16 protein-coding genes, 1 tRNA gene and 1 pseudogene are annotated in these 25466 nt (G+C 49.7%); 12 read left to right on the forward strand and 6 right to left on the reverse strand.

Annotated features, from left to right (window positions below; translation table 11 throughout):
• Window positions 1-118 precede the first annotated feature (118 nt).
• A complete protein-coding gene (locus tag HMPREF2661_RS09175; protein ID WP_070823476.1) occupies window positions 119-1189 on the reverse strand; it encodes a porin in 1071 nt (356 codons plus the stop codon).
• Between the two features lie 328 nt (window positions 1190-1517).
• Between HMPREF2661_RS09175 and HMPREF2661_RS09180 the strand changes: the two genes are divergently transcribed.
• The 5 genes from HMPREF2661_RS09180 to HMPREF2661_RS09200 all read left to right on the forward strand — a co-directional run bounded on the left by HMPREF2661_RS09180 (window position 1518) and on the right by HMPREF2661_RS09200 (window position 8773).
• A complete protein-coding gene (locus HMPREF2661_RS09180; RefSeq protein WP_070823478.1) occupies window positions 1518-3137 on the forward strand; it encodes an ABC transporter substrate-binding protein in 1620 nt (539 codons plus the stop codon).
• A 75-nt stretch (window positions 3138-3212) separates the two neighbouring features.
• Window positions 3213-5009 (forward strand): aminopeptidase P family protein, encoded by a 1797-nt coding sequence (locus HMPREF2661_RS09185; protein ID WP_070823483.1) that lies wholly within the window; start codon window positions 3213-3215, stop codon window positions 5007-5009.
• A gap of 233 nt (window positions 5010-5242) precedes the next feature.
• Entirely contained in the window at window positions 5243-6163 is a 921-nt protein-coding gene (oppB, locus tag HMPREF2661_RS09190; RefSeq protein ID WP_036472303.1) for an oligopeptide ABC transporter permease OppB, read from the forward strand.
• 72 nt (window positions 6164-6235) lie between these two features.
• Window positions 6236-7144 carry an oligopeptide ABC transporter permease OppC gene (gene oppC / locus HMPREF2661_RS09195; protein ID WP_003683112.1) on the forward strand — a complete coding sequence of 303 codons (909 nt, stop codon included), beginning with the start codon at window positions 6236-6238 and terminating at the stop codon, window positions 7142-7144.
• A gap of 24 nt (window positions 7145-7168) precedes the next feature.
• Entirely contained in the window at window positions 7169-8773 is a 1605-nt protein-coding gene (locus HMPREF2661_RS09200; RefSeq protein WP_049323495.1) for an ABC transporter ATP-binding protein, read from the forward strand.
• 85 nt (window positions 8774-8858) lie between these two features.
• Here HMPREF2661_RS09200 and HMPREF2661_RS09205 read toward each other — a convergent pair whose 3' ends face one another.
• Window positions 8859-10136: an O-acetylhomoserine aminocarboxypropyltransferase/cysteine synthase family protein gene (locus HMPREF2661_RS09205; protein WP_070823486.1), complete on the reverse strand. Its 1278-nt coding sequence runs from the start codon at window positions 10134-10136 to the stop codon at window positions 8859-8861.
• Between the two features lie 194 nt (window positions 10137-10330).
• Here HMPREF2661_RS09205 and HMPREF2661_RS11810 point away from each other — a divergent pair.
• Window positions 10331-10542 (forward strand): annotated as a pseudogene (locus HMPREF2661_RS11810) (IS30 family transposase); the annotation flags it as partial.
• A 245-nt stretch (window positions 10543-10787) separates the two neighbouring features.
• On the opposite strand, the gene HMPREF2661_RS09210 reads toward HMPREF2661_RS11810, so the two are convergent.
• Window positions 10788-10878 (reverse strand) — tRNA-Ser (locus HMPREF2661_RS09210).
• A 79-nt stretch (window positions 10879-10957) separates the two neighbouring features.
• On the reverse strand, window positions 10958-11737 hold the full coding sequence (yaaA, locus tag HMPREF2661_RS09215) for a peroxide stress protein YaaA (protein WP_070823585.1): 780 nt from the start codon (window positions 11735-11737) through the stop codon (window positions 10958-10960).
• A 170-nt stretch (window positions 11738-11907) separates the two neighbouring features.
• Between yaaA and HMPREF2661_RS09220 the strand changes: the two genes are divergently transcribed.
• Entirely contained in the window at window positions 11908-12297 is a 390-nt protein-coding gene (locus HMPREF2661_RS09220) for a RidA family protein (RefSeq protein ID WP_003746001.1), read from the forward strand.
• Window positions 12298-12366: 69 nt separating this feature from the next.
• Window positions 12367-13197, forward strand: a complete 831-nt coding sequence (locus tag HMPREF2661_RS09225; RefSeq protein WP_003746004.1) for a symmetrical bis(5'-nucleosyl)-tetraphosphatase — start codon at window positions 12367-12369, stop codon at window positions 13195-13197.
• Window positions 13198-13251: 54 nt separating this feature from the next.
• Here the strand turns inward: HMPREF2661_RS09225 and HMPREF2661_RS09230 are convergent, their stop codons facing one another.
• Window positions 13252-14625 (reverse strand): FAD-binding oxidoreductase, encoded by a 1374-nt coding sequence (locus tag HMPREF2661_RS09230; RefSeq protein ID WP_070823487.1) that lies wholly within the window; start codon window positions 14623-14625, stop codon window positions 13252-13254.
• Window positions 14626-14720: 95 nt separating this feature from the next.
• Window positions 14721-14984 carry a hypothetical protein gene (locus HMPREF2661_RS09235; RefSeq protein ID WP_049333183.1) on the reverse strand — a complete coding sequence of 88 codons (264 nt, stop codon included), beginning with the start codon at window positions 14982-14984 and terminating at the stop codon, window positions 14721-14723.
• A 508-nt stretch (window positions 14985-15492) separates the two neighbouring features.
• Here HMPREF2661_RS09235 and HMPREF2661_RS09240 point away from each other — a divergent pair.
• From HMPREF2661_RS09240 to HMPREF2661_RS09255, 4 genes are all read left to right on the forward strand, one after another.
• A complete protein-coding gene (locus HMPREF2661_RS09240) occupies window positions 15493-15975 on the forward strand; it encodes an FKBP-type peptidyl-prolyl cis-trans isomerase (RefSeq protein WP_070823489.1) in 483 nt (160 codons plus the stop codon).
• A gap of 217 nt (window positions 15976-16192) precedes the next feature.
• Window positions 16193-20479 carry a 1,4-alpha-glucan branching protein GlgB gene (glgB, locus tag HMPREF2661_RS09245; RefSeq protein WP_070823491.1) on the forward strand — a complete coding sequence of 1429 codons (4287 nt, stop codon included), beginning with the start codon at window positions 16193-16195 and terminating at the stop codon, window positions 20477-20479.
• Window positions 20480-20624: 145 nt separating this feature from the next.
• A complete protein-coding gene (glgX, locus tag HMPREF2661_RS09250) occupies window positions 20625-22610 on the forward strand; it encodes a glycogen debranching protein GlgX (RefSeq protein WP_049323509.1) in 1986 nt (661 codons plus the stop codon).
• Window positions 22611-22923: 313 nt separating this feature from the next.
• Window positions 22924-25404 carry a glycogen/starch/alpha-glucan phosphorylase gene (locus HMPREF2661_RS09255; protein WP_070823493.1) on the forward strand — a complete coding sequence of 827 codons (2481 nt, stop codon included), beginning with the start codon at window positions 22924-22926 and terminating at the stop codon, window positions 25402-25404.
• Window positions 25405-25466: the final 62 nt, after the last annotated feature.

Genomic DNA, 25466 nt, shown 5'->3' on the forward strand with positions numbered 1-25466 from the left:
TTTGTTGCTTGAGTGTGGGCAATGTAATGATTTTTAAGGTAGGCTGCAAGTTTAATTATAGGATGTAGAAAAGGCCGTCTGAACAAATTGTTTCAGACGGCCTTTAATCTGTCAGGCATTAATAGCGGTGTTTGAATACCATGCCCACTGCGTAAGAAGATTTTTTCGGCAAATCTTCGTCGTATTTCGGATTGACGTTTTCTTTCAACCAGCCGGCGCCGAGTGTGGCGGTTGTCCGTTTGGAGAAGCTGTAATCGGTGCTGACGGCGACGTGTTTGTAGTCTTCGCCGACAGAGCTTTTACCGTAGGCAAAGCCGATTTGAGGTTTGAAATTGCCCACTTTGTATGAGCCGGACACCATAAATTCTTTGGTGTTGTTGATTTCTTTGTCGTAAGAACCGGCTACGTTGCCTGCCGCATCTTTCCATACGCCCCAGCAGCTGAAGCCGTCGCAAGTATTTTTGGCGTATTGGAACGCGGCATCGACGGAGATTTTGTCTTTGCTATATCCGGCCATGAATGCATGGGCTTGGAAGTCTTTGGTTTCGGTTGGAGAGTCGTTGGGTGCGTATTCGGCAGCGTAGTGCGCGTTAAAGCCGTTGTTTGGGTGGTAGTAGTCTACACCCCAGCCGAAGACCCAGTCGCCGTCACGTTTTTTGTCCGGATTCCAGTCATTGTTGTTGCGCGCGGCATTGGAACCGGGGGAAACGTTGAATTTGAATTGGAAACCGTTTTTCCAAGGCGACTCATAAGCCATGGAAACACGGCGTTGGCCGAAGCGGGAAATTTTGCCGAACTCCAAAATCGGGCTGTTGGTGTCGAACGGGTTCAGATAAATGCTGTTCATGGGCGTACTGATGTAACCCATTTTGACGGTGCCAAGGTTTTTGTAGCTGTTGAGCGCGACGTATGAGTCGGCAGTACCCCAGCCGCCCCAGCGGTCGGAATCGAAGTAAATAAAGGAGCCAAGTTGCCATTTCAACCATAAGTCGTCGTTGAGTCGTACTTCATCGGAGAGATAAAGACTGGAACTTTTATCGGAAATGGTTGTATTGGTTACACCGGTTTTATTGTTGTGTTCGACCTCGGTCATGATGTAGATGGTGCCGCTCATTTTAGGTTCGGCGTGGGCGGCACTTAGGGAAGAGCCGATGAGGGCAGTGGCAATAAAGTAAGATAACTTCTTCATTTGATTCTCCTTTTTATGTCTTTTTCTTGCTTATGGCGAAAGAGTTCGGATAATCTTATTTGACAAAACATAAAAAATCAATACATTTGTAACTTATCGTAGGATAAATTGAAAAATAGTTTTCAGTTACGTATTTTTGTGTTAATTTGCCAACAATCTTGGACGGCTTACTATTATTTCGTTGGAATATGTGGTTTGAAACACTATTTTCATGACTTGAAATAGACGATTTAACTATGCTGGAAAACTTCTAAATAAATGTAGTTAAGTGTAGTTTGAATAATCAGGCCGTCTGAAAGAGAAGAATACCCAAAAGAAGGAATGAAATATGGCCGGAAAAACCTATCCGCTGTTGGCTACATCATTGACTGCCGTATTCGCATTGTCAGCGTGCAGCCGCGATGTCAAGCCTGCTCCTGAGTTTAAGCGTACCGATTATGAGCGCGTGGTAGTCAGCAACGGCGTCGAGCCGGGTACGCTGGATCCTCAGATGAGCGGTGATATGGCGGCCGGTGCGATTATCCGTCAGTTGATGGATGGTTTGGTCGGTACGGATGCCGAAGGCAAAACCATTCCTGCTTTGGCGGAAAAATGGGAGAGCGAGGGCGAGCGTGTTTGGACCTTCCATCTGCGTGATGCCAAATGGAGTAATGGCGATCCGATTACTGCCGAAGATTTCGTGTACAGCTTCCGCCGTCTTGCCGATCCGGCCACCGGCGCACCTTTCGGCAGCTATTTGGTCGATGCCCAAGTGGAAAATGCGGAAGATATATTAAACGGCAAAGCCAAGCCTGAGACATTGGGCGTCAAGGCATTGGACGCGAAGACCCTGCAATTTACGTTGATTGCGCCTGTACCTTATTTCCCTGATATGCTGATTCAGCAATTCACTTTTCCGGTTCACCGCGCCACTGTTGAAAAATACGGCAACAAGTGGACGCAGCCCGGTCATTATGTTTCCAGTGGCGCTTATCTGTTAAAGGATTGGAAAGTCAACAGCCACATCAATATGGAACGCAATCCCAATTATTACGATAAAGACAAAGTAGCCATTCCGAAGGCGGTTTTCTTGTCAGGCAGCGGCGAGTACAACCGTTATCGCGCCAATGAAATTGATGTAACTTACGGTATTCCCAGTGACCAGGTCAAAGTGGCGGATATTGAGTTTCCGGGACAAGTGAAACGTACAACTTCTTTGTGTAGCTGGTATTTGGAGCCGAACCACGAAGCGGCGCCGTTTAATGATCCGCGCGTCCGCAAGGCGCTCAATATGCTGACGCGCCGCGACATCGTCGTCAAAGTGGGCGGCCGTGGCGATACGCCTGCGTTCCAATTGACGCCGCCGCAAATGCAGGGCGTGATTCCTGTTTATCCAGAGTGGAAAGAGTGGACGCCTGAAAAACGCATCGAAACCGCACGCAAACTGTTGAACGAAGCAGGCTACAACGATGACCATCCGCTTGAGTTCGATATTTTGTACAGCACCAGCGAAGCGTCTAAAAAACAAATTACTGCCGTGCAGTCGGTGTGGAAGGCCGCCATTCCGTTTATCCGTCCGACTTTGTCCAACGAGGAATGGAAAACTTATTTGGATACGCGCGCGCAAGGCAATTTCAAGGTTTCGTTCAGCGGCTGGTGTTCCGATTTCAACGATCCGGCGGGTATGCTCAATATCTTGAAATCCAACAACTCAAACAATGCATTCCGCTACAAAAGCGCGGCGTTTGACACATTTATGAACAATACGCTGAAAGATGGTGTCAGCAAGGAAGCGCGCAGCCAGCTTTATGCCGATGCGGAGAAGCAGCTTCAAGAAGACGCTGCACTGATTCCGCTGTATCATCAGGTTGAAGTGCGTATGGTCAAACCCGATATTATCGGCTATTCCGACAAAGACCCTTTGCGGAACTATACGGTCAAGAGCTGGTCGTTCGCACCGAAAAAATAGATTGATTATAGACAGTACAAGTTTTCAGACGGCATTGATGACAGAGGCCGTCTGAAACAACAGGAGACATAACACATGAAATCTGTACAACAACGTTTGTCCGCTTTACGCGAAGCCATGAAAAAACATGGCGTGGACGCGTTTGTCATTCCTTCCGCCGATCCGCACCTTTCCGAATACCTGCCCGAGCATTGGCAGGCACGTCGCGATTTTTCCGGCTTTACCGGTTCGGCCGGTACTTTGGTGGTAACCGCCGATAAAGTAGGCGTGTGGACGGATAGCCGCTATTGGGAACAGGCAGGCCAACAGCTTGCGCCAAACGGCATCGAGCTGCAAAAAATGGGCGTTGATGCGCCTTATACCGAGTGGTTGGCACAAAATCTGCCCGAGGGCGCAGTCGTCGGCGCGCCTGCCGATATGTTCGCACTCAGCGGCGAGCGCGGTTTGAAACAGGCACTTGCCGCCAAAAACATCCGCCTCGAATATCCTGAAACCTTGTTGGACGAAGTGTGGGACGACCGTCCTGCATTGCCGACTCCGGAAATCTACGTTCACCATCCCGACTATGTTTCCGAAACGGCGGCCGAAAAACTGGCCCGTATTCGTGCGGCCATGAAAGAGCAGGGCGCAGAGGCGCATTTGGTTTCTTCTTTGGACGACATCGCCTGGATTACCAATCTGCGTGGCGATGATGTGCCGTTCAACCCCGTGTTCTTGTCCCATTTGTTTATCAGCCAAGACAAAGCCGTATTGTTTACCGATGCAGGCCGTCTGAAAGCCGAATCTGCCGAAGCTTTAAAAGCGGCAGGTTTTGAAGTATTGCCTTATGCGCAAGCGGCGGACTATTTGGCAGGCGTTAAGGGCGCATTGCTGATTGATCCGAACAAAACTGCTGTCGGTACTTTGCGCCGCCTGCCTGAAGACGTTCGTTTGATTGAAGCCATCCACCCAAGCACATTCTTCAAATCAGTCAAATCCGATGCCGACATCGCCCATATCCGCAATACCATGGCGGAAGACGGCGCGGCATTGTGCGGCTTCTTTGCCGAGTTTGAACAAATTTTGGCAGACGGCGGCGAATTGAGCGAGCTGGACATCGACGGCATGCTCTACAAACACCGCAGCCAACGTCCCGGCTTTATTTCGCCAAGTTTCGACACCATCGCCGGCTACAATGCCAATGCCGCCTTGCCTCATTACAGCGCGACACCGGAAAACAACAGCAAAATCAAAGGCGACGGTATGCTGCTGATTGACTCCGGCGGCCAATACTGGGGCGGTACGACCGACATCACGCGCGTGGTTCCCGTCGGCAATCCAAGTGCGGCCATGAAGCGCGATTACACTTTGGTGTTGAAGGCGCATATTTCTCTGGCGGAAACCATTTTCCCTGAAAACATCAAAGGCCCGATGATTGATGCCATCTGCCGCAAATCGCTCTGGCAGGCGCAATGCGATTACGGTCACGGTACAGGTCATGGCGTGGGCTATTTCCTCAATGTGCATGAAGGCCCGCAAAGCATTGCCGTTGCCGCCGTACCGCAACCGCATCACGCGATGAAGTCAGGCATGCTGACTTCCAACGAACCGGGTCTTTACCGTCCGGGCAAATGGGGTATCCGTATCGAAAGCCTGGTAATCAACCGTCCGGTTGAAAACCCTGAGGAAACCGAGTTCGGTAAATTCCTGTATTTTGAAACCGTTACCCTCTGCCCAATCGATACGCGCCTGATCGATACCAAACTGATGACCGGCAGCGAAATCGAATGGCTGAATCAATATCACGCCGAAGTGCGCCGCCGTCTTGAGCCTTTGACAGAAGGCGCGGCTAAAGCATGGCTGATTGAACGCACCGAACCTTTGGCGCGTTAACGTGAAAGGCCGTCTGAAACGGCGGATACAAAGTTTCAGACGGCCTTATAACAACAATTATCTAAAAACTAAAAAAACCTTACCCGACTCCGAATAAAAACAATAACCCGGTCGGAATAGAGAGAGAAACCGGCGCGGCGACGTTACAGATGCCTGCTGCCATTCATTCGATTTCCGCTTCAGGTCAGCTTTGTTTTCACGAGTCCGGTATGTTCAGACAGGACAGCCTGATTATGTTGAAATTCATCATCAAACGGATATGTGCTTCCATCCCGACCATGCTGGTGTTGATTACCGTATCGTTTTTTCTGATGCGGCTCGCACCGGGCAGCCCGTTCACGGGCGAACGCAATTTGCCGCCTGCGGTCATGGCCAACATCGAAGCGAAATATCACCTCAATGATCCGATGTACCTCCAATATTTCCACTACCTCAAGCAGTTGGCGCAGGGGGATTTGGGGCCGTCGTTCAAATATAAAGATTTCAGCGTTAATGAGTTGCTTGCCCAATCCCTGCCGGTATCGGCAGAACTTGGCTTCTACGCCTTTTTAATCGCCGCCATCTTCGGCATGTTTATCGGCATTATCGCCGCCTTAAAACAAAACAGCTGGCTGGATTATTCGCTGATGAGCGGCGCGATGACCGGTATCGTCGTTCCCAGTTTTGTGATGGCGCCGGTATTGGTGCTGGTGTTTGCCGTCAGACTGCAATGGCTGCCTGCGGGCGGCTGGAACGATGGTGCACTGATGAACTTGATTTTGCCCGTTGTTACTTTGTCCATTGGTTATGTGTCCAGTATCGCGCGGATTACGCGCGGCGCGATGATTGAAGTGTTGAACAGTCCCTTTATCCGCACGGCACGCGCCAAAGGCCTGCCCATGAGCCGCATCATTCTGCGCCATGCGCTGCGTCCCGCCATGCTGCCGATTGTTTCTTTCTTAGGTCCGGCATTTGTCGGCATCATTACCGGCTCCATTGTGATTGAAAACGTGTTCGGTATTCCCGGCGTCGGACAATTGTTTGTCAACGGCGCGCTCAACCGCGACTACGGCATGATTTTGGGTTTGACGATTTTGGTCGGCATTATGACCATTTTGTTCAACGCCATCCTCGATATTCTGTATGCCATTATTGACCCGAAAATCCGTTATTAATCCCATTTGCGCAAAGGCCGTCTGAAACGTTCAGACGGCCTGAAGAAAGAATAAAAAGCGAGAGAGAACATTATGTTATTCAAAAAGAAGCAGACTCAGGCCCTCGCAGAGGCAGCAGAATACGCCCAAGTACACGGCAAAAGCCTGTGGAGCGACGCATGGCGGCGGTTTAAACAAAACAAAGCGGCGGTGTACAGCATTATCATCCTGTTGCTGATCAGCATTTTTGTGATTGTGGCGCCATGGATTGTCCGCTACACCTACGACTTCACCGACTGGGACAATATGCAGATTCCGCCGTCCTTTTCTACCCATCACTATCTGGGTACAGATTTGCTCGGCCGCGATTTGCTGTCGCGCGCGGCAACCGGCGGACGTATTTCCTTGCTGGTCGGTGTGGCCGGCGCATTGGTGGCCGTTGTCATCGGTACGCTTTACGGCGCGATTGCCGGCTTTATCGGCGGTAAGCTCGATTCGCTGATGATGCGCTTTTTGGAAATTTTGAACGCGTTTCCATTTATGTTTTTCGTGATTCTGCTGACTACATTCTTCGGTCGCAACCTGCTTTTGATTTTTGCCGCCGTGGGTTTGGTGTCTTGGTTGGACGTGGCGCGTATCGTGCGCGGTCAAACCTTGAGCTTGAAGCATAAAGAGTTTGTCGAAGCGGCGCGTGTGAGCGGCGTGGCAAAACGTAAAATCGTAACGCGCCACATTATTCCGAATGTTTTGGGCGTGGTGATGGTGTATGCCTCATTGTTGGTACCGGGCATGATTATGTTTGAATCCTTCTTGAGCTTCTTGGGCTTGGGTGTGCAAGAGCCTATGACCAGTTGGGGTTCGATGCTGCAAGAAGGCGCGATTTCGATGGAAGCCGCACCATGGCAGCTGCTCGTACCGAGTTTCTTCCTGGTAACCACTTTGTTCTGTTTCAACTTTATCGGCGACGGCCTGCGCGATGCGCTTGATCCGAAAGACCGCTAAACCACAACCAAAAGGATAATCAAAATGACAAAACAGTTACTGGTTGTAGAAAATCTGGACATCAATTTCGAACTGCATGAGAAAACCGTGCACGCCGTGCGTAATGTCAGCTTTAAAGTGGCAGAGGGCGAAACATTGGCTTTGGTTGGCGAATCCGGTTCGGGCAAGTCGGTAACGTCCATGTCCATCATGCGTCTGCTGCCTGAAAAATTTGCCCGATACAGCAAAGATTCGCGTATTACGTTTGACGGCATTTCCATTTTGGACGCCGATGAGAAAACCTTACGCGATTTGCGCGGCAACCGCATCAGCGTGATTTTCCAAGAGCCGATGACTTCCCTCAATCCGTTTATGCGTATCGGTACGCAGCTGATTGAAGCGGCGCGGGTACACAATAAAAAGCTCGGCAAAAAAGAGGCAGGACAAAAAGCATTGGCATTGTTGCAACGGGTTGGCATCAAAGAAGCCAAACGCCGCATGAAGCAGTATCCGCACGAGTTTTCCGGCGGTCAGCTGCAACGCATCATGATTGCTATGGCGCTCATCAATGAACCCGACCTGCTGATTGCCGACGAGCCGACCACCGCTTTGGATGTAACCATTCAAGCCGAGATTCTCGATTTGCTCCACGACTTGCAACAGCAAATGGGCATGGCGATTATCTTCATTACCCACGATTTGGGTTTGGCGGAACACTATTCCAAAACCGTCTGCGTCATGCGCAACGGCGAAATTGTCGAGCGCGGCAAAATCAAAGAAGTATTTGCCCATCCGAAACACGAATATACTGCCGAACTCATCAATGCCATTCCCAAAGGCATGAAAGAGCCGGAAGAAAACAATGCCGGTGTGTTAATCGAAGCCGATAATGTCCATGTTTCTTTCGTATTGAAGCAAAACTTTTTCGGCAAACCGCTCAAAACTTTTGACGCCGTCAAAGGCATCAGCCTCAAAATTAAAAAAGGTGAAACATTGGGCGTCGTCGGCGAGTCCGGTTCCGGCAAATCCACGCTGGGCAAAGCCGTCATGCAGATGCTGCCTTATACCGGCAATATTTCCTTTGAAGGCAAAGACCTGAAAAACTATACCGCCGAAGAAGCACGCCGTCTGAAATCGCAACGGCAAATTGTGTTCCAAGATCCGTTCGGTTCGCTTTCCCCGCGTCTGACCGTTGGTGAAATTATCGGCGAAGGTTTGACGGTTCATCATCCTGAAATGACCAAAAAAGAACGCATCCTACGCGTTTTGGAAGTCATGAAGGAAGTGTCCCTGCCGCTTGACGCGCTCAACCGTTATCCGCACGAATTCTCCGGCGGCCAGCGTCAACGTATCGCTATTGCACGCGCCGTTATCCTGCGCCCGAAATTCATCCTTTTGGACGAGCCAACCTCTGCGCTTGACCGCTCCGTACAATCCAAAGTGGTCGAACTTTTGCGCGATTTGCAGAAGAAATACGGCCTGACTTATATGTTCATCAGTCATGATTTGTCTGTCGTGCGCGCTGTCAGCGATAATGTGATTGTGATGAAGCAGGGCGAAATGGTTGAGTACGGCAGCGCGGATCAGATTTTCCACCATCCGCAAAACGATTACACCAAACGTTTGATTAACGCCGCATTTGATTTGTAGAAAAGGAAAAAGGCCGTCTGAAAAGAAGTTTTCAGACGGCCTTTTTAAGCGGAGACTTTTTCCATCTAATTAGCGCTGCTATTGCTTATGCCTGTGCGGCATCCAATGCCTGCGCCAAGTCGGCAAGCAAATCGTCGATATGCTCGATACCCACGCTCAGACGTACCATGTCGGGACTGACGCCCGCTGCGGCGAGTTCTGCATCGTCAAGCTGACGGTGGGTCGTTGTAGCAGGATGGGTAGCCAGCGATTTGGCATCGCCGATATTCACCAAGCGCAGGAAGAGTTGCAGGGCATCAATGAACTTCGCTCCGGCTTTACGACCGCCTTTAATACCAAAACTCAGCAAACCTGAGGCTTTTCCGCCGTAGTCGCGGTCAATCAAGGCTTTATACGGACTGTCGGGCAGGGCGGGATAGTTCACCCATTCGACCTGCGGATGTTTATTTAAGAATTCGGCTACTTTTAGGGCATTTTCGCAATGACGCTCCATACGCAGGGCGAGGGTTTCCAAACCTTGAAGCAGTAAAAATGCGCTGTGCGGAGACAGGGCGGCACCGGTATTACGCAATGGAACGACGCGGGCGCGGGCGATATAGGCCGCCGCACCAAAATGTTCGCAGTAGTTTACACCGTGGTAAGACGGATCAGGCTGATTGAAGTTTTTTTCAAAACGCGGATTGCCTGCCCATTGGAATTTACCGCCGTCGATAATGGCACCGCCAATCGTTGTGCCGTGGCCGCCGATGTATTTGGTCAGGGATTGGATAACGATGTCGGCGCCGTGTTCGATGGGTCGGAACAGCGTGGGCGTAGCGACGGTATTATCTACCATTAAAGGCAGCCCTTGAGCGTGCGCGGCTTGGGCAAATGCTGGAATATCGACGACATTGATGGCGGGATTACCGATAGATTCGCAATACACCAGCTTGGTGCGGCTGTCGGTATTGGCGGCGATTTCTTCGGGCTTGGCCGGATCGATAAAGCGTACTTCTATGCCTTGGCGCGGCAGGCTGTGGGCAAAGAAATTGTATGTGCCTCCGTAGAGGGTTTTGGTTGCAATGATGTTGTCGCCTGCTTCAACCAAAGTTTGAACGGCATAGGTAATTGCCGCCATACCGCTGGCGACAGCCAATGCGGCGATACCTCCTTCCAAACGGGCAACGCGTTCTTCCAAAACGGCAGTGGTCGGATTCATGATACGGGTGTAGATATTGCCCGCTACATCAAGGTTGAACAAGTCTGCGCCGTGTTGCGTGTTGTCGAAAGTGTAGGAAGTGGTTTGGTAAATGGGGACAGCAGCGGATTTGGTAGTCGGTTCGGATTGATAGCCTGCATGCAGTGCAATGGTTTCCCGTTTCATTTAAATATCCTTGTAGCAATTAAATAATGATAAATAGAGGCCAGCAGATTCAGATTTGAAGGGCAAACTTTCCATAACGGAAAAGTTTGGATGCAGCAACATACGGTCTCTCCTATAAGAAAGATTACCATGAGCGACACGCAACTGACCCAAGAAGAACGATACCACATTCAAGACCTGTCCTGCCACCACACCATCATCGAATGACACTCCATCTAAACACTGCTTACCGCAATCTTCTCCAAGATAACAGCAACGGCGGTACGCTGTGGCAACAGCTCAGAATATGCAGCAAATCCTACTGTAAACGATACGGTAGTACATAGACTTGAGGCAAAATGCACGATCGCGTCGGCATAGAAAACGCCCCTCTATTGTCGAGCAAAAATTCTGTATTGGTGATGGGTAGGCCGATACCATTGACGGCAAAGATCAGAAAAGCGGATACCTTTGCAAAAATCCCCCAAATTCCTAAATGTCTGGGTAGGACTTTAGGGATTTGGGGGAATTTTAAAGGTATTAGGCCGTCTGAAACTGCGTTATAGAAAGTTTCAGACGGCCTTTACGGTATTCTTTGGATTTGAAAATAAAAAAAGACTTGAATCATCAAGTCTCGCATTTCATTTTCACTAGATAAAAAAATATCAAGAATGGCGGAAGCGGTGAGATTCGAACTCACGGAGGGCTATCAACCCTCGACGGTTTTCAAGACCGTTGCATTAAACCGCTCTGCCACGCTTCCGTTCTTGAAGCCGTAATATTAATGGAACTTACGGCCTTTGCCAAGAGGTATTTTAGAAAAAATATCTAGTATTCTGTTTTTATTTAGATTGTTTTTCACGCATGAATACCCATTCGGCTTCGTTTGAAGCTGCTTCATTGAATGAATAGCCTTCGTAGTCAAAATTTTTGAGCATTTCAGGATCGGTAATGCCGTGTTCTGCCGCGTAGCGCACCATCAAACCGCGCGCACGTTTGGCGTAGAAGCTGATGATTTTGTATTTGCCGTTTTTCTCGTCTTTGAAAATCGGCGTAATCAGGCGTGCGTTGAGTTTTTTGGTGTTGACGGATTTGAAATATTCTTGTGAGGCGAGGTTGATTAAAACGTCGCTGTCGGCCTGCTTCAGCGTTTGGTTGAGCAGGTCGGTAATTTTATCGCCCCAAAATTCGTAGAGATTTTTGCCGCGCGAGTTGGCAAAGGCCGTACCCATTTCCAAGCGGTAGGGCTGCATCAAGTCGAGCGGGCGCAGTACGCCGTATAAGCCGGAGAGCAGGCGGACGTGTTGTTGCAGGTAGTCGATTTGTTCCGGTTTGAGCGTATCGGCGGCGATGCCTTCATAGACGTCGCCGTTGAACATAAATACGGCCTGTTTAGCGTTTTCAGGGGTAAACGGCGTGTGCCATACGGCATTGCGTTCAGCATTGAGCAGGGCGATTTTGTCGGAAACGTGCATCAGCTCGGCGATTTGTTGAGGGGCAAGCTGACGCAACTCCTGCATCAGGATTTCTGCTTCGGGCAGAAGGTCGGGCTGGGTAAAGCTGCTGACGGGGGAGGGGTCTTTTTCGTTGAGGTTTTTGGCTGGGGATAAGACAAAAAACATAATAATTTCGGCTTTGAAATGAATAATGTGTGGGATTGTAGGTTTAAAATCGAGGAAGAACAAGATGGGCTAAACGCATTAATTGAATGCTTTTATTGAAACGTATTTCTGTTGAAAGTAAAATTCGAAGCTTCCACCTGTTTCTGACATTTCTACTTGAGGAGAATATCATGTCTAAAACCATTATCCATACCGACAAAGCCCCTGCCGCAATTGGCGCATACAGCCAAGCAGTCCGCGCAGGCGATACGGTTTATATGAGCGGACAGATTCCTTTGGATCCGGCCACGATGACTGTGGTCGGTAATGGCGACTTCCGCGCCGAAGCAGTGCAAGTATTTAAAAACCTGCAAGCCGTAGCCGAAGCGGCCGGCGGTTCTTTGAACGATATTGTCAAACTCAATGCTTATTTGACCGATTTGGCCAACTTTGCCGTGTTTAATGAAGTGATGGCTGAATTTATCGAACAACCTTTCCCTGCGCGTGCGGCGGTTGGCGTGGCCAGCCTGCCTAAAGGCGTTCAGGTTGAAGCGGAAGCAGTATTGGTTTTAAACGCATAATTGATGTTTCAGACGGCCTGGGCTGGGCTTGAGGCCGTCTGAAAATAATAACAACGGAAAACAATAATAATGGCACATTACGCAATCGGAGACATTCAAGGCTGCTTTGACGAGCTGACTTTGCTGCTTGCCAAAATCGGCTTTAATCATGGTACGGACACCCTTTGGCTGGTCGGCGATATTGTCAATCGCGGTCCGAAGTCATTGGAAACCCTGAAATTTGCCAAAGAGCACGACAGCAGTGTGCAAATGGTTTTGGGTAATCATGATTTGCATCTTTTGGCCGTCGGTTGCGGTGAAGGAACGCTCAAGCGCAGCGATACGGTTGAGCCGATTTTGACCCATCCCGAGAGTCAATCCCTATTGGACTGGCTGCGTCATCAACCGCTTTTGGTGCGCGGCAACAGGCATGTGATGGTGCATGCCGGTATTTTGCCGCAATGGTCGGTTGATAAGGCCGAAAGCCTTGCCCGTGAAGCCGAGGCTGAATTGCAAGGTAAAAAATACAGGAAATTTTTTGGCAAAATGTACGGCAACAAGCCGACTGCGTGGACGGATGATTTGACCGGCTACGAGCGCCTGCGGATGATTGTCAATGTCTTTACCCGTATGCGTGCGCTGACGTACAAAGGCGAATTGGATTACGAATATAAATCCACTTTGAAGAAAATGCCACTTTACCTGCGCCCTTGGTTTAAAGCGCCTGATAGGCAAAATTTGGATTATATTACCGTGTTCGGGCATTGGTCGTCGTTGGGCTACGTTAACACAGACCAAGTAATTGCTTTGGATACCGGAGCGTTGTGGGGCGGAGAGCTGACAGCGGTCAATTTGGATACCAATGAAGTGATACAGGTACCGTCGTTGGGCGGATTGGACTGGAAAACGGCATTGAAATAGTTTGGATAAGATGAAAGGCCGTCTGAAATGTTTCAGACGGCCTTTTTGTATTGGTTAATCCAAAGAAGGCAGGAGTTTGTCCGGGTTCATGATGCCGTAAGGGTCAAGCTGATTTTTGATGGCATGCATCAGAGCAAGTTCGGCCTGTGTGCGCACTCGGGGCAGCCAATGTTTTTTGATGATGCCTACGCCATGTTCGGCAGCAATCGTACCGTGGCAGGCAAGGATGTTTTCATAAACAATGGTATTGACGGCGTCTTCGTATTGGTAGGCTTCGTTGCTCAATACGTTGGGCAGGAATGTATTGTAATGCAGGCTGCCGTCGCCTAAATGTCCGAAGCAGACAATTTGTATGCCGGGGAAGCGGGTTTCCAAGGCAGGCGCGCATTGGCGGACAAAAGCGGCCACTTGGGCGATAGGGATGGCGATGTCGTGTTTGATGCTGGTGCCGAGTTTGCGTTGGGAGGCGGAAATATTTTCACGCAAGGTCCACAAATCGGAGCGCTCTTGCTCGGATTGCGCCAAGATACTGTTTTCCCATCCGTTTTGATAGAGAAATTCGGCAAGTTTTTCATCCAAACCTGCGTCGGGAACAGAGTCGGCAAGTTCGATCAAAATATGCCATTCCGCATCGGCAGGCTTTTTGAGTTGGCTGAATTCCGAAGATAAATCAAGGGCAAAGCGGCTGATCAGCTCGAAGCTGGTCAAGCGTTCGGCAAAATGGCCTTGCACAGCGGTCAAAAGCGAGACGGCGGATTCAATATCATCTAGGCCTACCCATGCGGTCGCTTTGGTTTTGGGCTGGGCAAAGAGTTTGAGTGTGGCGGCGGTAATGATGCCTAATGTTCCTTCGCTGCCGATAAAAAGATGGCGCAAGTCGTAGCCGGTCGTGTTTTTGTGTAGGGGCTGAAGGTGGGAAATCAGTTCGCCGTTGGGTAAAACGACTTCCAAACCCAATACCAAATCACGCATGCTGCCGTAACGCAAGACATTCAAACCGCCGGCATTACAGGCGATATTGCCGCCGATTTGGCAAGAGCCTTCGCTGGCAAGGCTGAGCGGAAACAGTCGTCCGGCTTCGGCTGCCGCCTTTTGAGCATTTTGCAAAATCACGCCAGCTTCAACCGTCATGCTGTTGTCGGCAAGGTTGATATCGCGGATGCGGTTGAGCTTGGAGAGATTTAGCAGTACACCTTTGGTGATTACCGTTGCGCCGCATAATCCGGTATTGCCGCCTTGTGGGGTTACACGGATGCGGTTTTCAAAACAGAAACGCATGATTTTCTGCACGCTCTCGACAGAGTTCGGCTGTAAGACAATATCCGGCGAAGAAACAAAACGGCGGCGTTGGTCGTTTAACAAGGCCGGAGTGGCTTCGATGATTTCAGAGGCGGAAAGAAACGCTGCAAAACGGTCGTGAAGGTGCATGGCAGTCAGGAGGAAAAGTCGGGAAGGGGAATGTGAGGAATGTAAAAAAGCAGGATACGCAATGGTATCCTGCTTTTCTTATATTCAAAAGAATATTATTTAGCAGCTTCAGAAGCGGCAGAAGCAGCGGCTTCAGTAGCAGAAGCAGCGGCTTCAGTAGCAGAAGCAGCAGCTTCAGTAGCTTCGGTAGCAGCAGAAGCGGTAGCTTCAGTAGCAGAAGCAGCAGCTTCAGTAGCAGATGCAGCGGCTTCGGAAGCAGCAGAAGCGGCAGAAGCAGCAGTTTCAGCAGCTTTATCAGCACCGCCACAAGCGGCCAAAGCTAAAGACAACAAAGCAGCAGCGAACAGAGATTTTTTCATTTTTAAGAACCTTTTTTAAATCGATTTAAACTAAAAATAGCCGTCAAACGGCCTATACAGTAGAAATTCATTGCTGAATTTTTCAATATTATGCCCCACGGGATAGGTCAATGCAACGTTGCGTAACCGTTTGCCGGCTAAAATCAATACGAAAATAGTGAAAATAATGTAAATCATATTGGCGCGCGAAAAATCATCTGAAAATATTCATTATTGATGAAGATTTTAAAAACATATTATATTCAATTGGTTGTGTAGTTTTATTTGTTATTGGTTTTAAGGGTTTGGAATGTTTTTGCTTTGGGGAAGTTTTTTGTAATTTAATCACTTTGTGTTGTGAAAAAGCAACTTATGCGTATTGAAATCATTTGATTTTGCTTTTTTATATAGGCTTTTATCTTTTTGTCGCATTTGAACGGGGTATTTATTAAAGCAAGCCGATTGTTTGGTTGAGGCTGTGATAGAATAACCGTAGCGTAACTTTTAAATATTGATTAAGGACGGCATGATGTCTATTGTTAAAAATTCCGTAGTTTCCCTGCATTATGAAATGTACGATGCCAACAACCAACTGTTGGACAAAACCGAAGAGCCGATTGCTTACCTGCATGGCGGTTATGACGGTATTTTCCCTTTGGTGGAAGAAGCGTTGCACGGCAAAAATGTAGGCGATACCGTCGAAGTGGCTTTGTCGCCCGATGATGCTTTCGGCGAACAAGATCCTGAGTTGGTGCGCATTGAAGATGTCAGCGTGTTCCCTGTTGAAGTCGAAGTCGGCATGATGTTTGAAGCTGATGATCCGGAAACCGGCGATGTATTGATTTATCGTGTAACCGATGTTGTCGACGGCAAAGCCGTGGTGGACGGCAACCATCCTTTGGCCGGTATGAAAGTATTGTTCAAAGCGACTGTTGAGGGCGTGCGCGATGCGACCGAGGAAGAAATTGCCCACGGTCACGTACACGGTCCGCACGGTCATCATCACCACTAATCAGGCTTAAAGCATGATAAAGGCCGTCTGAAAAGGAATGAAATCCTCCTTTTCAGACGGCCTTTAAGTTTTTACAAGACAGATAAATAGGAAATTTTGGCTCAGGTCAAATCAAGCGGGGAAATATGGGGTTTGTTTGAGACTACAATGAATTACATATCACGGTGCGGCAGAATCTGTATTAAGATTCAGATATTGGTAAAACAGGCAGAATGCAATGAGTGAAACATTGGAGCAGCAGGCGGTACAGGCCGGTATTGATTTAGGTTATCACGACATCAACGGCACTTATCATGTGACCAAAACGGAAGTTTTGGAATCGATTGTCGCTGTTTTGGATAAAAGCAAACCGGATTCAGACGGCCTTTATTTGAATACGATGGTTGCGCATGAAAACGGCGAAGAATCTTTACAGATGCCGTCTGAATTTCATGGCGCGGAAGCGGTCTTATTGATTGATGAAGCAAATAAATGTCAGACCTTGACTGTGTATCCGGGCGACAACGATACGCTTTGGATTAAGCTGCCCCAACTGGCTTGCGGTTATTACACCTTGTCGGCCGAGAGCGGCGGCAAAAGTTGCTTTGTGCGCCTGATTGTTGCGCCTGAATCGGTTTACCAGCCTAAATTGCTTGCCAATGGCGGACGGATGAATGGTTTGACCATGCATTTGTACAGCCTGCGTTCTGAGCGCAACTGGGGCATAGGCGACTTTACCGATTTGCTGAACCTGATGAAATACGCGGCGGAGAAAAAGCTGGATTTTGTCGGTATCAACCCTTTGCACGCTTTGTTTACCAGCAAGCCCGCCTTTGCCAGCCCGTATAGCCCTTCTTCGCGCGAATGGCTCAATCCGATTTATTTGGATGTTGAGAAGGTCGGTGCGTTCACTTATAACGAGCAACTGAAAAACTGGCTGGCACAACCGAAAATCCGTCAGCGTATCGCCGCTTTGCGTATTACGGAAACGGTGACTTATACAGCGGTTTGGGCGTGCAAGCGTGATGCGCTGCACATGGCGTTTAACGCGTTTGAACAGGATACTTGCGAGGCTGCGGCAAATGAACGCGCTGCATTTGAAGCGTTTGTATTAGAAAAAGGCAAAGCCTTACGGGGCTTCGGTTTGTTTGAGGCTTTGGACCAGTATTACAGCCGTCCCGGACAAGTGGGTTGGCAGTCATGGCCGTCTGAATTTCATCAGCCTGATGGCGAAGCGGTAGAAAAATTCGCACGCAGTCATGAACGTGAAATCCGTTTTTATATGTGGCTACAATGGCTTTGCGCGGAGCAGTTGCGCGAAGTCAACCAAGCCGCTGCCGAATACGGTGTCAAACTCGGCATTTACGGCGATTTGGCAGTCGGCGTGGCGCGAGGCAGCGCGGATACTTGGTTAAACCGCCAAGATTATTGTATGGACTTGTCAGTCGGCGCGCCGCCCGATCCTTTGGGGCCGACAGGGCAGAATTGGGATTTGCCGCCGCTTAATCCGTTGATGTTGAAGCATACGGGCTATGAAAAATTTGCCCATCTGTTGCGCGAAAACATGCGTCTGTATGGCGTATTGCGGATCGACCATGTAATGGCATTGTGCCGTTTGTGGTGGGTGTTAAACGGTAAAACAGCAGATTTCGGCGCGTATGTGCATTACGATGCCGAAGTGATGTTTGCTATTTTGGCGTTGGAAAGCCGGCGCAACCGTTGCGTCATTATCGGCGAGGATTTGGGTACGGTACCCGACGAAGCCCGCCATCTGCTCAACCGCTATCAGGTTTTCTCGTACAAAGTCATGTATTTCAGCAAGGGTTGGAACGATTTCCAATTGCCGGAAGAATACCCCGAGCAGGCGATTACGGTCATCAGTACCCACGATGTCGCACCCTTGGCAGGTTATTGGACAGGCAAAGATTTGGATACGATGTTCAAACTCGGTACTTTGCCTGATGCAGCCGCTTTTCAGACGGCCTTGGACGAGCGTGAACACGATAAAGCCGATTTGCTGGACAAATTGAAATATACCGGCTGTCTGAGTGCGGACGTACAAATGCCGGCAAAAGCCGATGAAACCTTGCTGGCGGCTTTGCACAAATACGGCGCATTGAGCCGTAGCAAGCTTTACGCCGTACAACTGGAAAACCTGCTGGGCGTCATTGACAATTTGAATGTCCCCGGCGTAACGGACGGCTATCCGAACTGGGCGCAAAAAATGCCGGTTTCTTTGGAAGATTTCCCACAACACCGCCTCATGGGCGGCCAACTTGCCATTATTGACGAGGTACGCATGAAAACAAACAGCCAAATCAAGGCTTATCATGAACTTGACCAAATCGAGCGCGATACGGTCGAAAGCCTGTTTCTTGCCACTCACAGCGACTTGTTCGCTTATCTGGGACGACACCGCCTTGCAGAGGGCGATGAAGTAGTGCGCGTTTTGATTCCCGGCGCAGTAAGTGTGGATATTGTGAACCGCCGTAGCGGCGAACTCATCGTGCCGTCTGAAAAAATTGATGAACGTGGTTTCTTTGTGGCTGTTTTGCCCGATGATGCGCCCGATTACGCTTTGAGTATCCGTCATACCGAAGACTCCGAGCCTGTGATTGAAGAAGACCCTTATCATTTCAGCTCTGCGTTGCAAGACATGGATTCCTGGCTGTTGGCCGAAGGCAAGCACCTGCGTCCTTATGAGACTTTAGGCGCGCATTTTGCTGAGTTGGACGGCGTGAAGGGCGTACGCTTTGCCGTCTGGGCGCCAAATGCGCAACGCGTTTCCGTTATCGGCGAATTTAATAACTGGGACGGCCGCCGCCATGTGATGCGTTTCCACCGCGACAACGGCATTTGGGACATCTTTATTCCTGCAGTCAAACTTAATGCCCTCTACAAATTTGAAATCCGCGATGCCAACGGCAATGTGCGCAAGAAAGCCGACCCGTATGCTTTCGGTGCGGAGCTGCGCCCGACCACGGCATCTATCGTGCGCGGTTTGCCTGGCGAAGTGGAAGAACCGGCTTTCCGCGCCCGTGCCAACGCCATTGATGCGCCGATCAGCATTTATGAAGTGCATTTGGGTTCATGGAAACGCAATCCGGAAAACAATTTCTGGCTGACTTACGAAGATCTGGCCAGAGAGTTGGTGGCATACGTCAAAGACATGGGCTTTACCCATATCGAGTTTTTGCCTGTTTCCGAATATCCGTTTGACGGCTCATGGGGCTATCAGGCAACCGGTTTGTATGCGCCGACCAGCCGTTTCGGTTCGCCGGAAGAATTGCGCGCATTGATTAAAGCCGCGCACGACGAGGGCATCAGCGTTATCCTCGATTGGGTGGTCGGCCATTTCCCGACCGACGATCACGGTCTGGCCAAGTTTGACGGCACCGCATTGTACGAACACGCCGACCCGCGCGAAGGCTACCATCAAGACTGGAACACCCTGATTTACAACTTCGGCAGAAACGAAGTCAAAAATTTCCTGCAAGGCAATGCCCTGTATTGGATAGAACGTTTCGGCTTCGACGGTATCCGAGTTGACGCGGTTGCTTCGATGATTTACCGCAACTATTCGCGCAAAGACGGCGAGTGGATTCCGAACCAATATGGCGGCCATGAAAACCTCGAAGCCATCGCTTTCCTGCGTGATACCAACACCATGTTGAAAGAGGAAGTTCCGGCTGCGACTGAAATCGCCGAAGAGTCCACATCATTTGCCAATGTGACCCGCCAAGAAGGTTTGAACTTCAGCTTCAAATGGAATATGGGCTGGATGAATGATACTTTGCGTTACATGATGGAAGACCCCATCAACCGCAAATACCACCACAACAAAATGACCTTCGGCATGATGTACCAGTACAGCGAAAACTTTGTCCTGCCGCTTTCACACGATGAAGTCGTGCACGGCAAACGCTCGCTGCTCGGACGTATGCCCGGCGACTGCTGGCAACAATTTGCCAACCTGCGCGCCTACTACGGCTTTATGTACGGCTTCCCCGGCAAAAAACTCTTGTTTATGGGCAGCGAGTTTGCGCAAGGCCGCGAGTGGAACTACAACGAAGGACTGGATTGGTTCCTGCTGGAGCAAGAGGGCGGCTGGCACAAAGGCGTACAAGACTTTGTGCGCGAATTGAACCATGTCTATAAAGACACCGCGCCGCTTTACCAATTAGACCAATGGCCGGAAGGCTTCGAATGGCTGGTTGCCGATGATGGCAACAATTCCGTTTTCGTCTTCGAACGCCGCGACCGCGAAGGCAACCGCGTTATCGTCATCAGCAACTTCACGCCAGTAGTACGCGAAGGCTACCGCTTCGGCGTGAATTCTGCCGGCGAATACCGCGAAATCCTCAATTCAGACGACCTGCATTACAAAGGCAGCGGCGTTTCTGCCGGCGCAACGGTGGAGACAGAAGAAGTTTGGTCGCATGGCAAACCAAATTCCCTGTCTGTGACCGTGCCGCCGTTGGCAACCGTTTACCTGTATCAGGCGGCAGTCAAAGAAGAAGCGTAAATCAACTTTGAGGGTGGGCATCATGCTTGCCTAAACAGCTGAAAATTAAAAGATAGTGATATCAATATGACTCAAGGCCGTCTGAAAGATTTTCAGACGGCCTTATATTGGACACGAAACCAAATACATACCAAGGAATCATTCTATGACTGCCAAATCATGGCATATCGAGGAAGGCAAGCCTTATCCCATGGGCGCGACCCTGACAAGCAAGGGCGCGAATTTTACTTTGTTTTCCATCAATGCCGAAAAGGTCGAATTGTGTCTGTTTGATAAAGATAAAGAAACCCGTTTGGAGATGCCTTCGCGGCGCGGTTCGGTATTTTACGGATTTGTGCCGGACGTTAAGGCAGGGCAGCGATACGGTTTCCGCGTGTATGGACGTGAAAACGCAGAATACGGCTCATGTTTCAATCCCAACAAATTGCTGATTGACCCGTATTCCAAAAAAATTGACGGCAAACCAAGCTACCGTAACGCCGAAGAAATGGCATGGTTCAGGCCGGAAGATGAACGAGACAATGCCGCCGTTGCGCCGAAAAGCGTCGCGGTCGGACGCAGCCGATTTAATTGGGCCAAAGATTGCCATCCGGAAATACCGTGGGGCAAAACCGTTATTTATGAAGCCCATGTCAAAGGGTTGACCAAGCAATTCCCCGATTTGAAGTACGCAGGCACTTATAAAGCCTTGTGCGATAAACGGGTTTTGGCCTATTTGCAAGAATTGGGGGTAACGACGGTCGAGCTGCTGCCGATTCATTATCATTTGGATGAATACCATCTTCAGCAGATGGGCTTGAGCAATTATTGGGGCTACAACACTTATTCCCATTTTGCCGTCGAGCCGTCTTATGCCGATAATCCCGAACGTGCGGCGGCGGAGTTTAAACAAGCGGTCAAAGCCCTGCATCAGGCAGGTTTGGAAGTGATTTTGGATGTCGTGTACAACCACACGGCAGAGCAGGACGACAAAGGCCCGATGCTGTGTCAGCGCGGTATCGACAACACCTTATGGTATTGGCACACCCCTTACGGCAATTATGAAAACTGGTCGGGTTGCGGCAATACGCTCAATATTGTCCGGCGCGACGTTACCCGTTGGGCGGCAGACAGCCTGCGCTATTGGGCGGAAGAGTTTCATGTCGACGGCTTCCGTTTCGATTTGGGAACCGTATTGGGACGCGAACCCGATTTCCAATCGTACGGCCGTTTTTTCCAAGTCCTGTATCAAGACCCGGTTTTGGCCGGTTTGAAGCTGATTGTCGAAGCATGGGACATCGGCGAGGGCGGTTATCACTTGGGCAATTTCCCGCAACCTTTTGCCGAATGGAACGGCCGTTTCCGCGATGATATGCGCGCGTTTTGGTCATGGGAAAGCGGCAATTTGGGCGCATTTGCCGAACGCTTGGCCGGGTCGTCCGATATTTTCAACCACAGCGGCCGCCACCCGTCCGCCAGCATCAACTTCATTACCGCACACGACGGCTTCACTTTGCGCGATTTGGTCAGCTACAACGAAAAACACAACGAAGCCAACGGCGAAAACAACCGCGACGGGCATAATGAAAACATCAGCTACAACCACGGCGTAGAAGGCGAAACCGATGATGAAGAGGTTTTGCAAAATCGTGAATACACCTCCAAAGCGTTGCTTGCCTCCTTATTTTTATCCAACGGTACGCCCATGCTTTTGGCGGGCGATGAGTTCGGCAACAGTCAGCAAGGCAACAACAACAGCTACTGCCAAGATAATCCGATTACATGGTTGAATTGGCAAAATGAGCCTCATGAGTTGCAAAATTACACTCAAGCGCTGATACGCGTCCGCAGCCAAATCAAGCTGCTGACAGATGATTGCTGGTGGGAAAAAGAGCGTGTGCAATGGTTCAATGCGGACGGTAGCCAGATGACCGAATATTGTTGGCACAACAGAGGCAGCAAGGCGATTCAGGTTGTTTTGGACGATGAATGGCTGCTGTTGGTCAATGCCAAACGTAGTCGTCAGTTATTTAACCTGCCTCAAGGCAACTGGGAAATTTCTTGCGTACCATCTGAGAAATTTAATTACGAAGAGGCTGGAAAATGTGTTGTCGAACACATGGGGATTTGGGTTTTACATAAAACGAATTAAAGAAAAACCAAGCTGTTATTGTATTAACTCTTTGATATTTCGTCTGTATCCGTTGAGCCGAAGCTTGCATGGCATAAATGGAAATGCCGATGAGATGATGAGTAGTTTAATTTGTAATTAAATGTTTTATAAGGAAAAAATAATACGGAGTTGAATCTTTCAGTTATAATCCGTATCAAACCTGAAACAAACCTACCTATAAATTTTTCAGACGGCATTTATACTCCTTCAGGCCGTCTGAAAACTGAATGACGTTGTTTCTATAAACCATCAGGCGCGTTGTCCAAGTGCCTCAAATTAAAGAAAGGCTTCCATGGCTAAGCAAAAACTCCCCATCTCCGGCTACGATTACGTTATGCCCAAACCGGATGCAGAAACCATCCGCAAGTCCATTGTTTACAAGTTGATTTTCATCTTGGGCGTCGATCCTAAAGAAGCAACTTCACACCAATGGCTCAACGCCGCCATGTTGGCCGCACGCGACCTGATTGCCGAGGATTTCCTCAAAACACGCCGCGCTCACATCGACAACAGCAAACGCATGGTTTATTACCTGTCTATGGAATTCCTGCTCGGCCGTGCGTTTGTCAATGCGCTGATTAACGAAGGCGTTTATGCCGAGTTTGAAGAAGCCTTCAAGCAACTGGGCAAAGAATTTGCCGATGTCTGCGAACAAGAAGAAGATCCGGGTTTGGGTAACGGCGGTTTGGGCCGTCTGGCCGCCTGCTTCCTTGACTCTTTGGCAACCCTGCGCATTCCTGCCATGGGCTACGGCATCCGTTACCAATACGGTATGTTCAAACAAGAAATCGTGGACGGCCAACAAGTCGAAAAACCCGATTTGTGGCTCGACCAAGATTTGGCATGGCAGTTTGCCCGTCCGAACAAACAATATTCCGTCCGTTTCGGCGGCCAAGTATTGAACTTGGGCAACAAAAAAGAATGGCAGCCGAGCGAAGAAATTTCCGCTTGGGCATACGATGAAATTATTCCGGGCTATGGCGGCGAATGTGCCAACCCATTACGCTTGTGGACTGCGCACGCAGGCAACCTGTTCGACCTTGCCGACTTCAACCGAGGCGACTATGCCTCTGCTGTTCGCGCACAAAACAGCGACGAAAACATCTCACGCGTCCTCTATCCGAACGACTCTACCGATTCCGGCCGCGAATTGCGCCTGAAGCAAGAATACTTCTTGGTTTCTGCTTCCGTTCAAGATATTGTTGCACGCCACAAATGCCGTTTCCCAAGCATCCGCACGTTGGCGGACGAAGTCGCCATCCACTTGAACGATACTCATCCGGTGCTTGCCATTCCAGAATTGATGCGCATCCTGATTGACGAAGAGGGCATCGAATGGACTGAAGCATGGAATATGTGCTGTAAGATTTTCTCTTACACCAACCACACATTGATGAGCGAAGCCTTGGAAACCTGGCAGGTTGACCTGATGAGCCGTCTGCTGCCGCGCCATTTGGACATCATCTTTGAAATCAACGCCTACTTCCTCAATGCCTTACGTGCCATCGGCAACTTCGACGACGACTTTGTCCGCCGCGTATCCATCATTGACGAAACCCACGGCCGTCGCGTCCGCATGGCATGGCTTGCCGTGATCGGTTCGCACAAAGTCAACGGCGTGGCCAAAATCCACTCCGATTTGATGACCACATCCATCTTTGCCGACTTTGCCAAAGTGTTCCCGGAACGCTTTACCAACGTAACCAACGGCGTCACCCCGCGCCGCTGGATCAACATCGCCAACCCGGGCCTGACCAAATTCTTGGACAAACATCTGGGCGACGAAGACTGGCGTCTGCATTTGGACAACCTGACCAAGCTCAACGACAAAGTGGACGATGCCTCCGTACAGGCAGAATTCGGCGAAGTGAAAAAAGCCGCCAAAGAGCGCCTTGCCAAATACATCGAAACCGAGCTGGGCATCAAGGTTAATACCGATGCACTTTTCGACATCCAAATCAAACGTATCCACGAGTACAAGCGTCAAGCATTGAACGTGATGCACATCGTTGACCGCTACAACAAAATCCTGGAAAACCCGGATTTCGATTGGCAGCCGCGCGTGTTCATCTTTGCCGGTAAAGCCGCTTCCGCTTATTACATGGCGAAGAAAATCATCCGATTGATTAATGACGTTGCCAAAGTTATCAATAACGACACCCGTATCCGTGACCTGATTAAAGTTGTGTTCATCCCGAACTACAGCGTCAGCCTTGCCCAAATCATCATCCCGGCCGCCGATTTGCACGAACAAATCTCACTGGCGGGTACGGAAGCATCCGGTACCAGCAACATGAAATTCGCCCTCAACGGCGCAATCTGTATGGGTACACTGGATGGCGCGAACGTCGAAATTTTGGAAAAAGTCGGTGCGGACAACTGCTATATCTTCGGTAACACCGTAGAACAAGTCGAAGAAATCCGCCGCAACGGTTACGACCCGTTGAGCTATATCGAGCGAGACAGCGACCTGCGCCGCGTCGTCAACCAAATCAGCCAAGGCACTTTCTCTCCCGAAGAGCCAAACCGCTACAACGACGTGTTGCAACCATACGGCGACTTCTATCAGCTGATGGCCGATTTCCGCAGCTACATCGACACGCAATACAAAGCGGACGAACACTACCGCAACGTATCCGCATGGCGCAAATCAGCCTTGATCAACATCGCCAACATGGGCTTCTTCTCATCCGACCGCTCCATCGCCGACTACTGCCGCGATATTTGGTACATTAAACCATTGAGCGAAAAAGAATTGCCCGGCAGAAATTAAGCGTTGAGCAGATAGCGAAAGCCGATACATCAGGAAGGTGTATCGGCTTTTTTTATATTCGA

This window comes from Neisseria sp. HMSC061B04 (assembly GCF_001836705.1).
Classification (GTDB): domain Bacteria; phylum Pseudomonadota; class Gammaproteobacteria; order Burkholderiales; family Neisseriaceae; genus Neisseria.

What these genes read in the sequence shown, in the direction of transcription:
- glgX (WP_049323509.1), top strand. Translation starts at nt 20,625, where the DNA reads ATGACTGCCAAATCATGGCATATCGAGGAAGGCAAGCCTTATCCCATG.
- HMPREF2661_RS09180 (WP_070823478.1), top strand. Translation starts at nt 1,518, where the DNA reads ATGGCCGGAAAAACCTATCCGCTGTTGGCTACATCATTGACTGCCGTA.
- HMPREF2661_RS09225 (WP_003746004.1), top strand. Translation starts at nt 12,367, where the DNA reads ATGGCACATTACGCAATCGGAGACATTCAAGGCTGCTTTGACGAGCTG.
- oppB (WP_036472303.1), top strand. Translation starts at nt 5,243, where the DNA reads ATGTTGAAATTCATCATCAAACGGATATGTGCTTCCATCCCGACCATG.
- glgB (WP_070823491.1), top strand. Translation starts at nt 16,193, where the DNA reads ATGAGTGAAACATTGGAGCAGCAGGCGGTACAGGCCGGTATTGATTTA.
- HMPREF2661_RS09175 (WP_070823476.1), bottom strand. Translation starts at nt 1,189, where the DNA reads ATGAAGAAGTTATCTTACTTTATTGCCACTGCCCTCATCGGCTCTTCC.
- HMPREF2661_RS09255 (WP_070823493.1), top strand. Translation starts at nt 22,924, where the DNA reads ATGGCTAAGCAAAAACTCCCCATCTCCGGCTACGATTACGTTATGCCC.
- HMPREF2661_RS09200 (WP_049323495.1), top strand. Translation starts at nt 7,169, where the DNA reads ATGACAAAACAGTTACTGGTTGTAGAAAATCTGGACATCAATTTCGAA.
- yaaA (WP_070823585.1), bottom strand. Translation starts at nt 11,737, where the DNA reads ATGTTTTTTGTCTTATCCCCAGCCAAAAACCTCAACGAAAAAGACCCC.
- oppC (WP_003683112.1), top strand. Translation starts at nt 6,236, where the DNA reads ATGTTATTCAAAAAGAAGCAGACTCAGGCCCTCGCAGAGGCAGCAGAA.
- HMPREF2661_RS09220 (WP_003746001.1), top strand. Translation starts at nt 11,908, where the DNA reads ATGTCTAAAACCATTATCCATACCGACAAAGCCCCTGCCGCAATTGGC.
- HMPREF2661_RS09230 (WP_070823487.1), bottom strand. Translation starts at nt 14,625, where the DNA reads ATGCACCTTCACGACCGTTTTGCAGCGTTTCTTTCCGCCTCTGAAATC.
- HMPREF2661_RS09185 (WP_070823483.1), top strand. Translation starts at nt 3,213, where the DNA reads ATGAAATCTGTACAACAACGTTTGTCCGCTTTACGCGAAGCCATGAAA.
- HMPREF2661_RS09235 (WP_049333183.1), bottom strand. Translation starts at nt 14,984, where the DNA reads ATGAAAAAATCTCTGTTCGCTGCTGCTTTGTTGTCTTTAGCTTTGGCC.
- HMPREF2661_RS09205 (WP_070823486.1), bottom strand. Translation starts at nt 10,136, where the DNA reads ATGAAACGGGAAACCATTGCACTGCATGCAGGCTATCAATCCGAACCG.
- HMPREF2661_RS09240 (WP_070823489.1), top strand. Translation starts at nt 15,493, where the DNA reads ATGTCTATTGTTAAAAATTCCGTAGTTTCCCTGCATTATGAAATGTAC.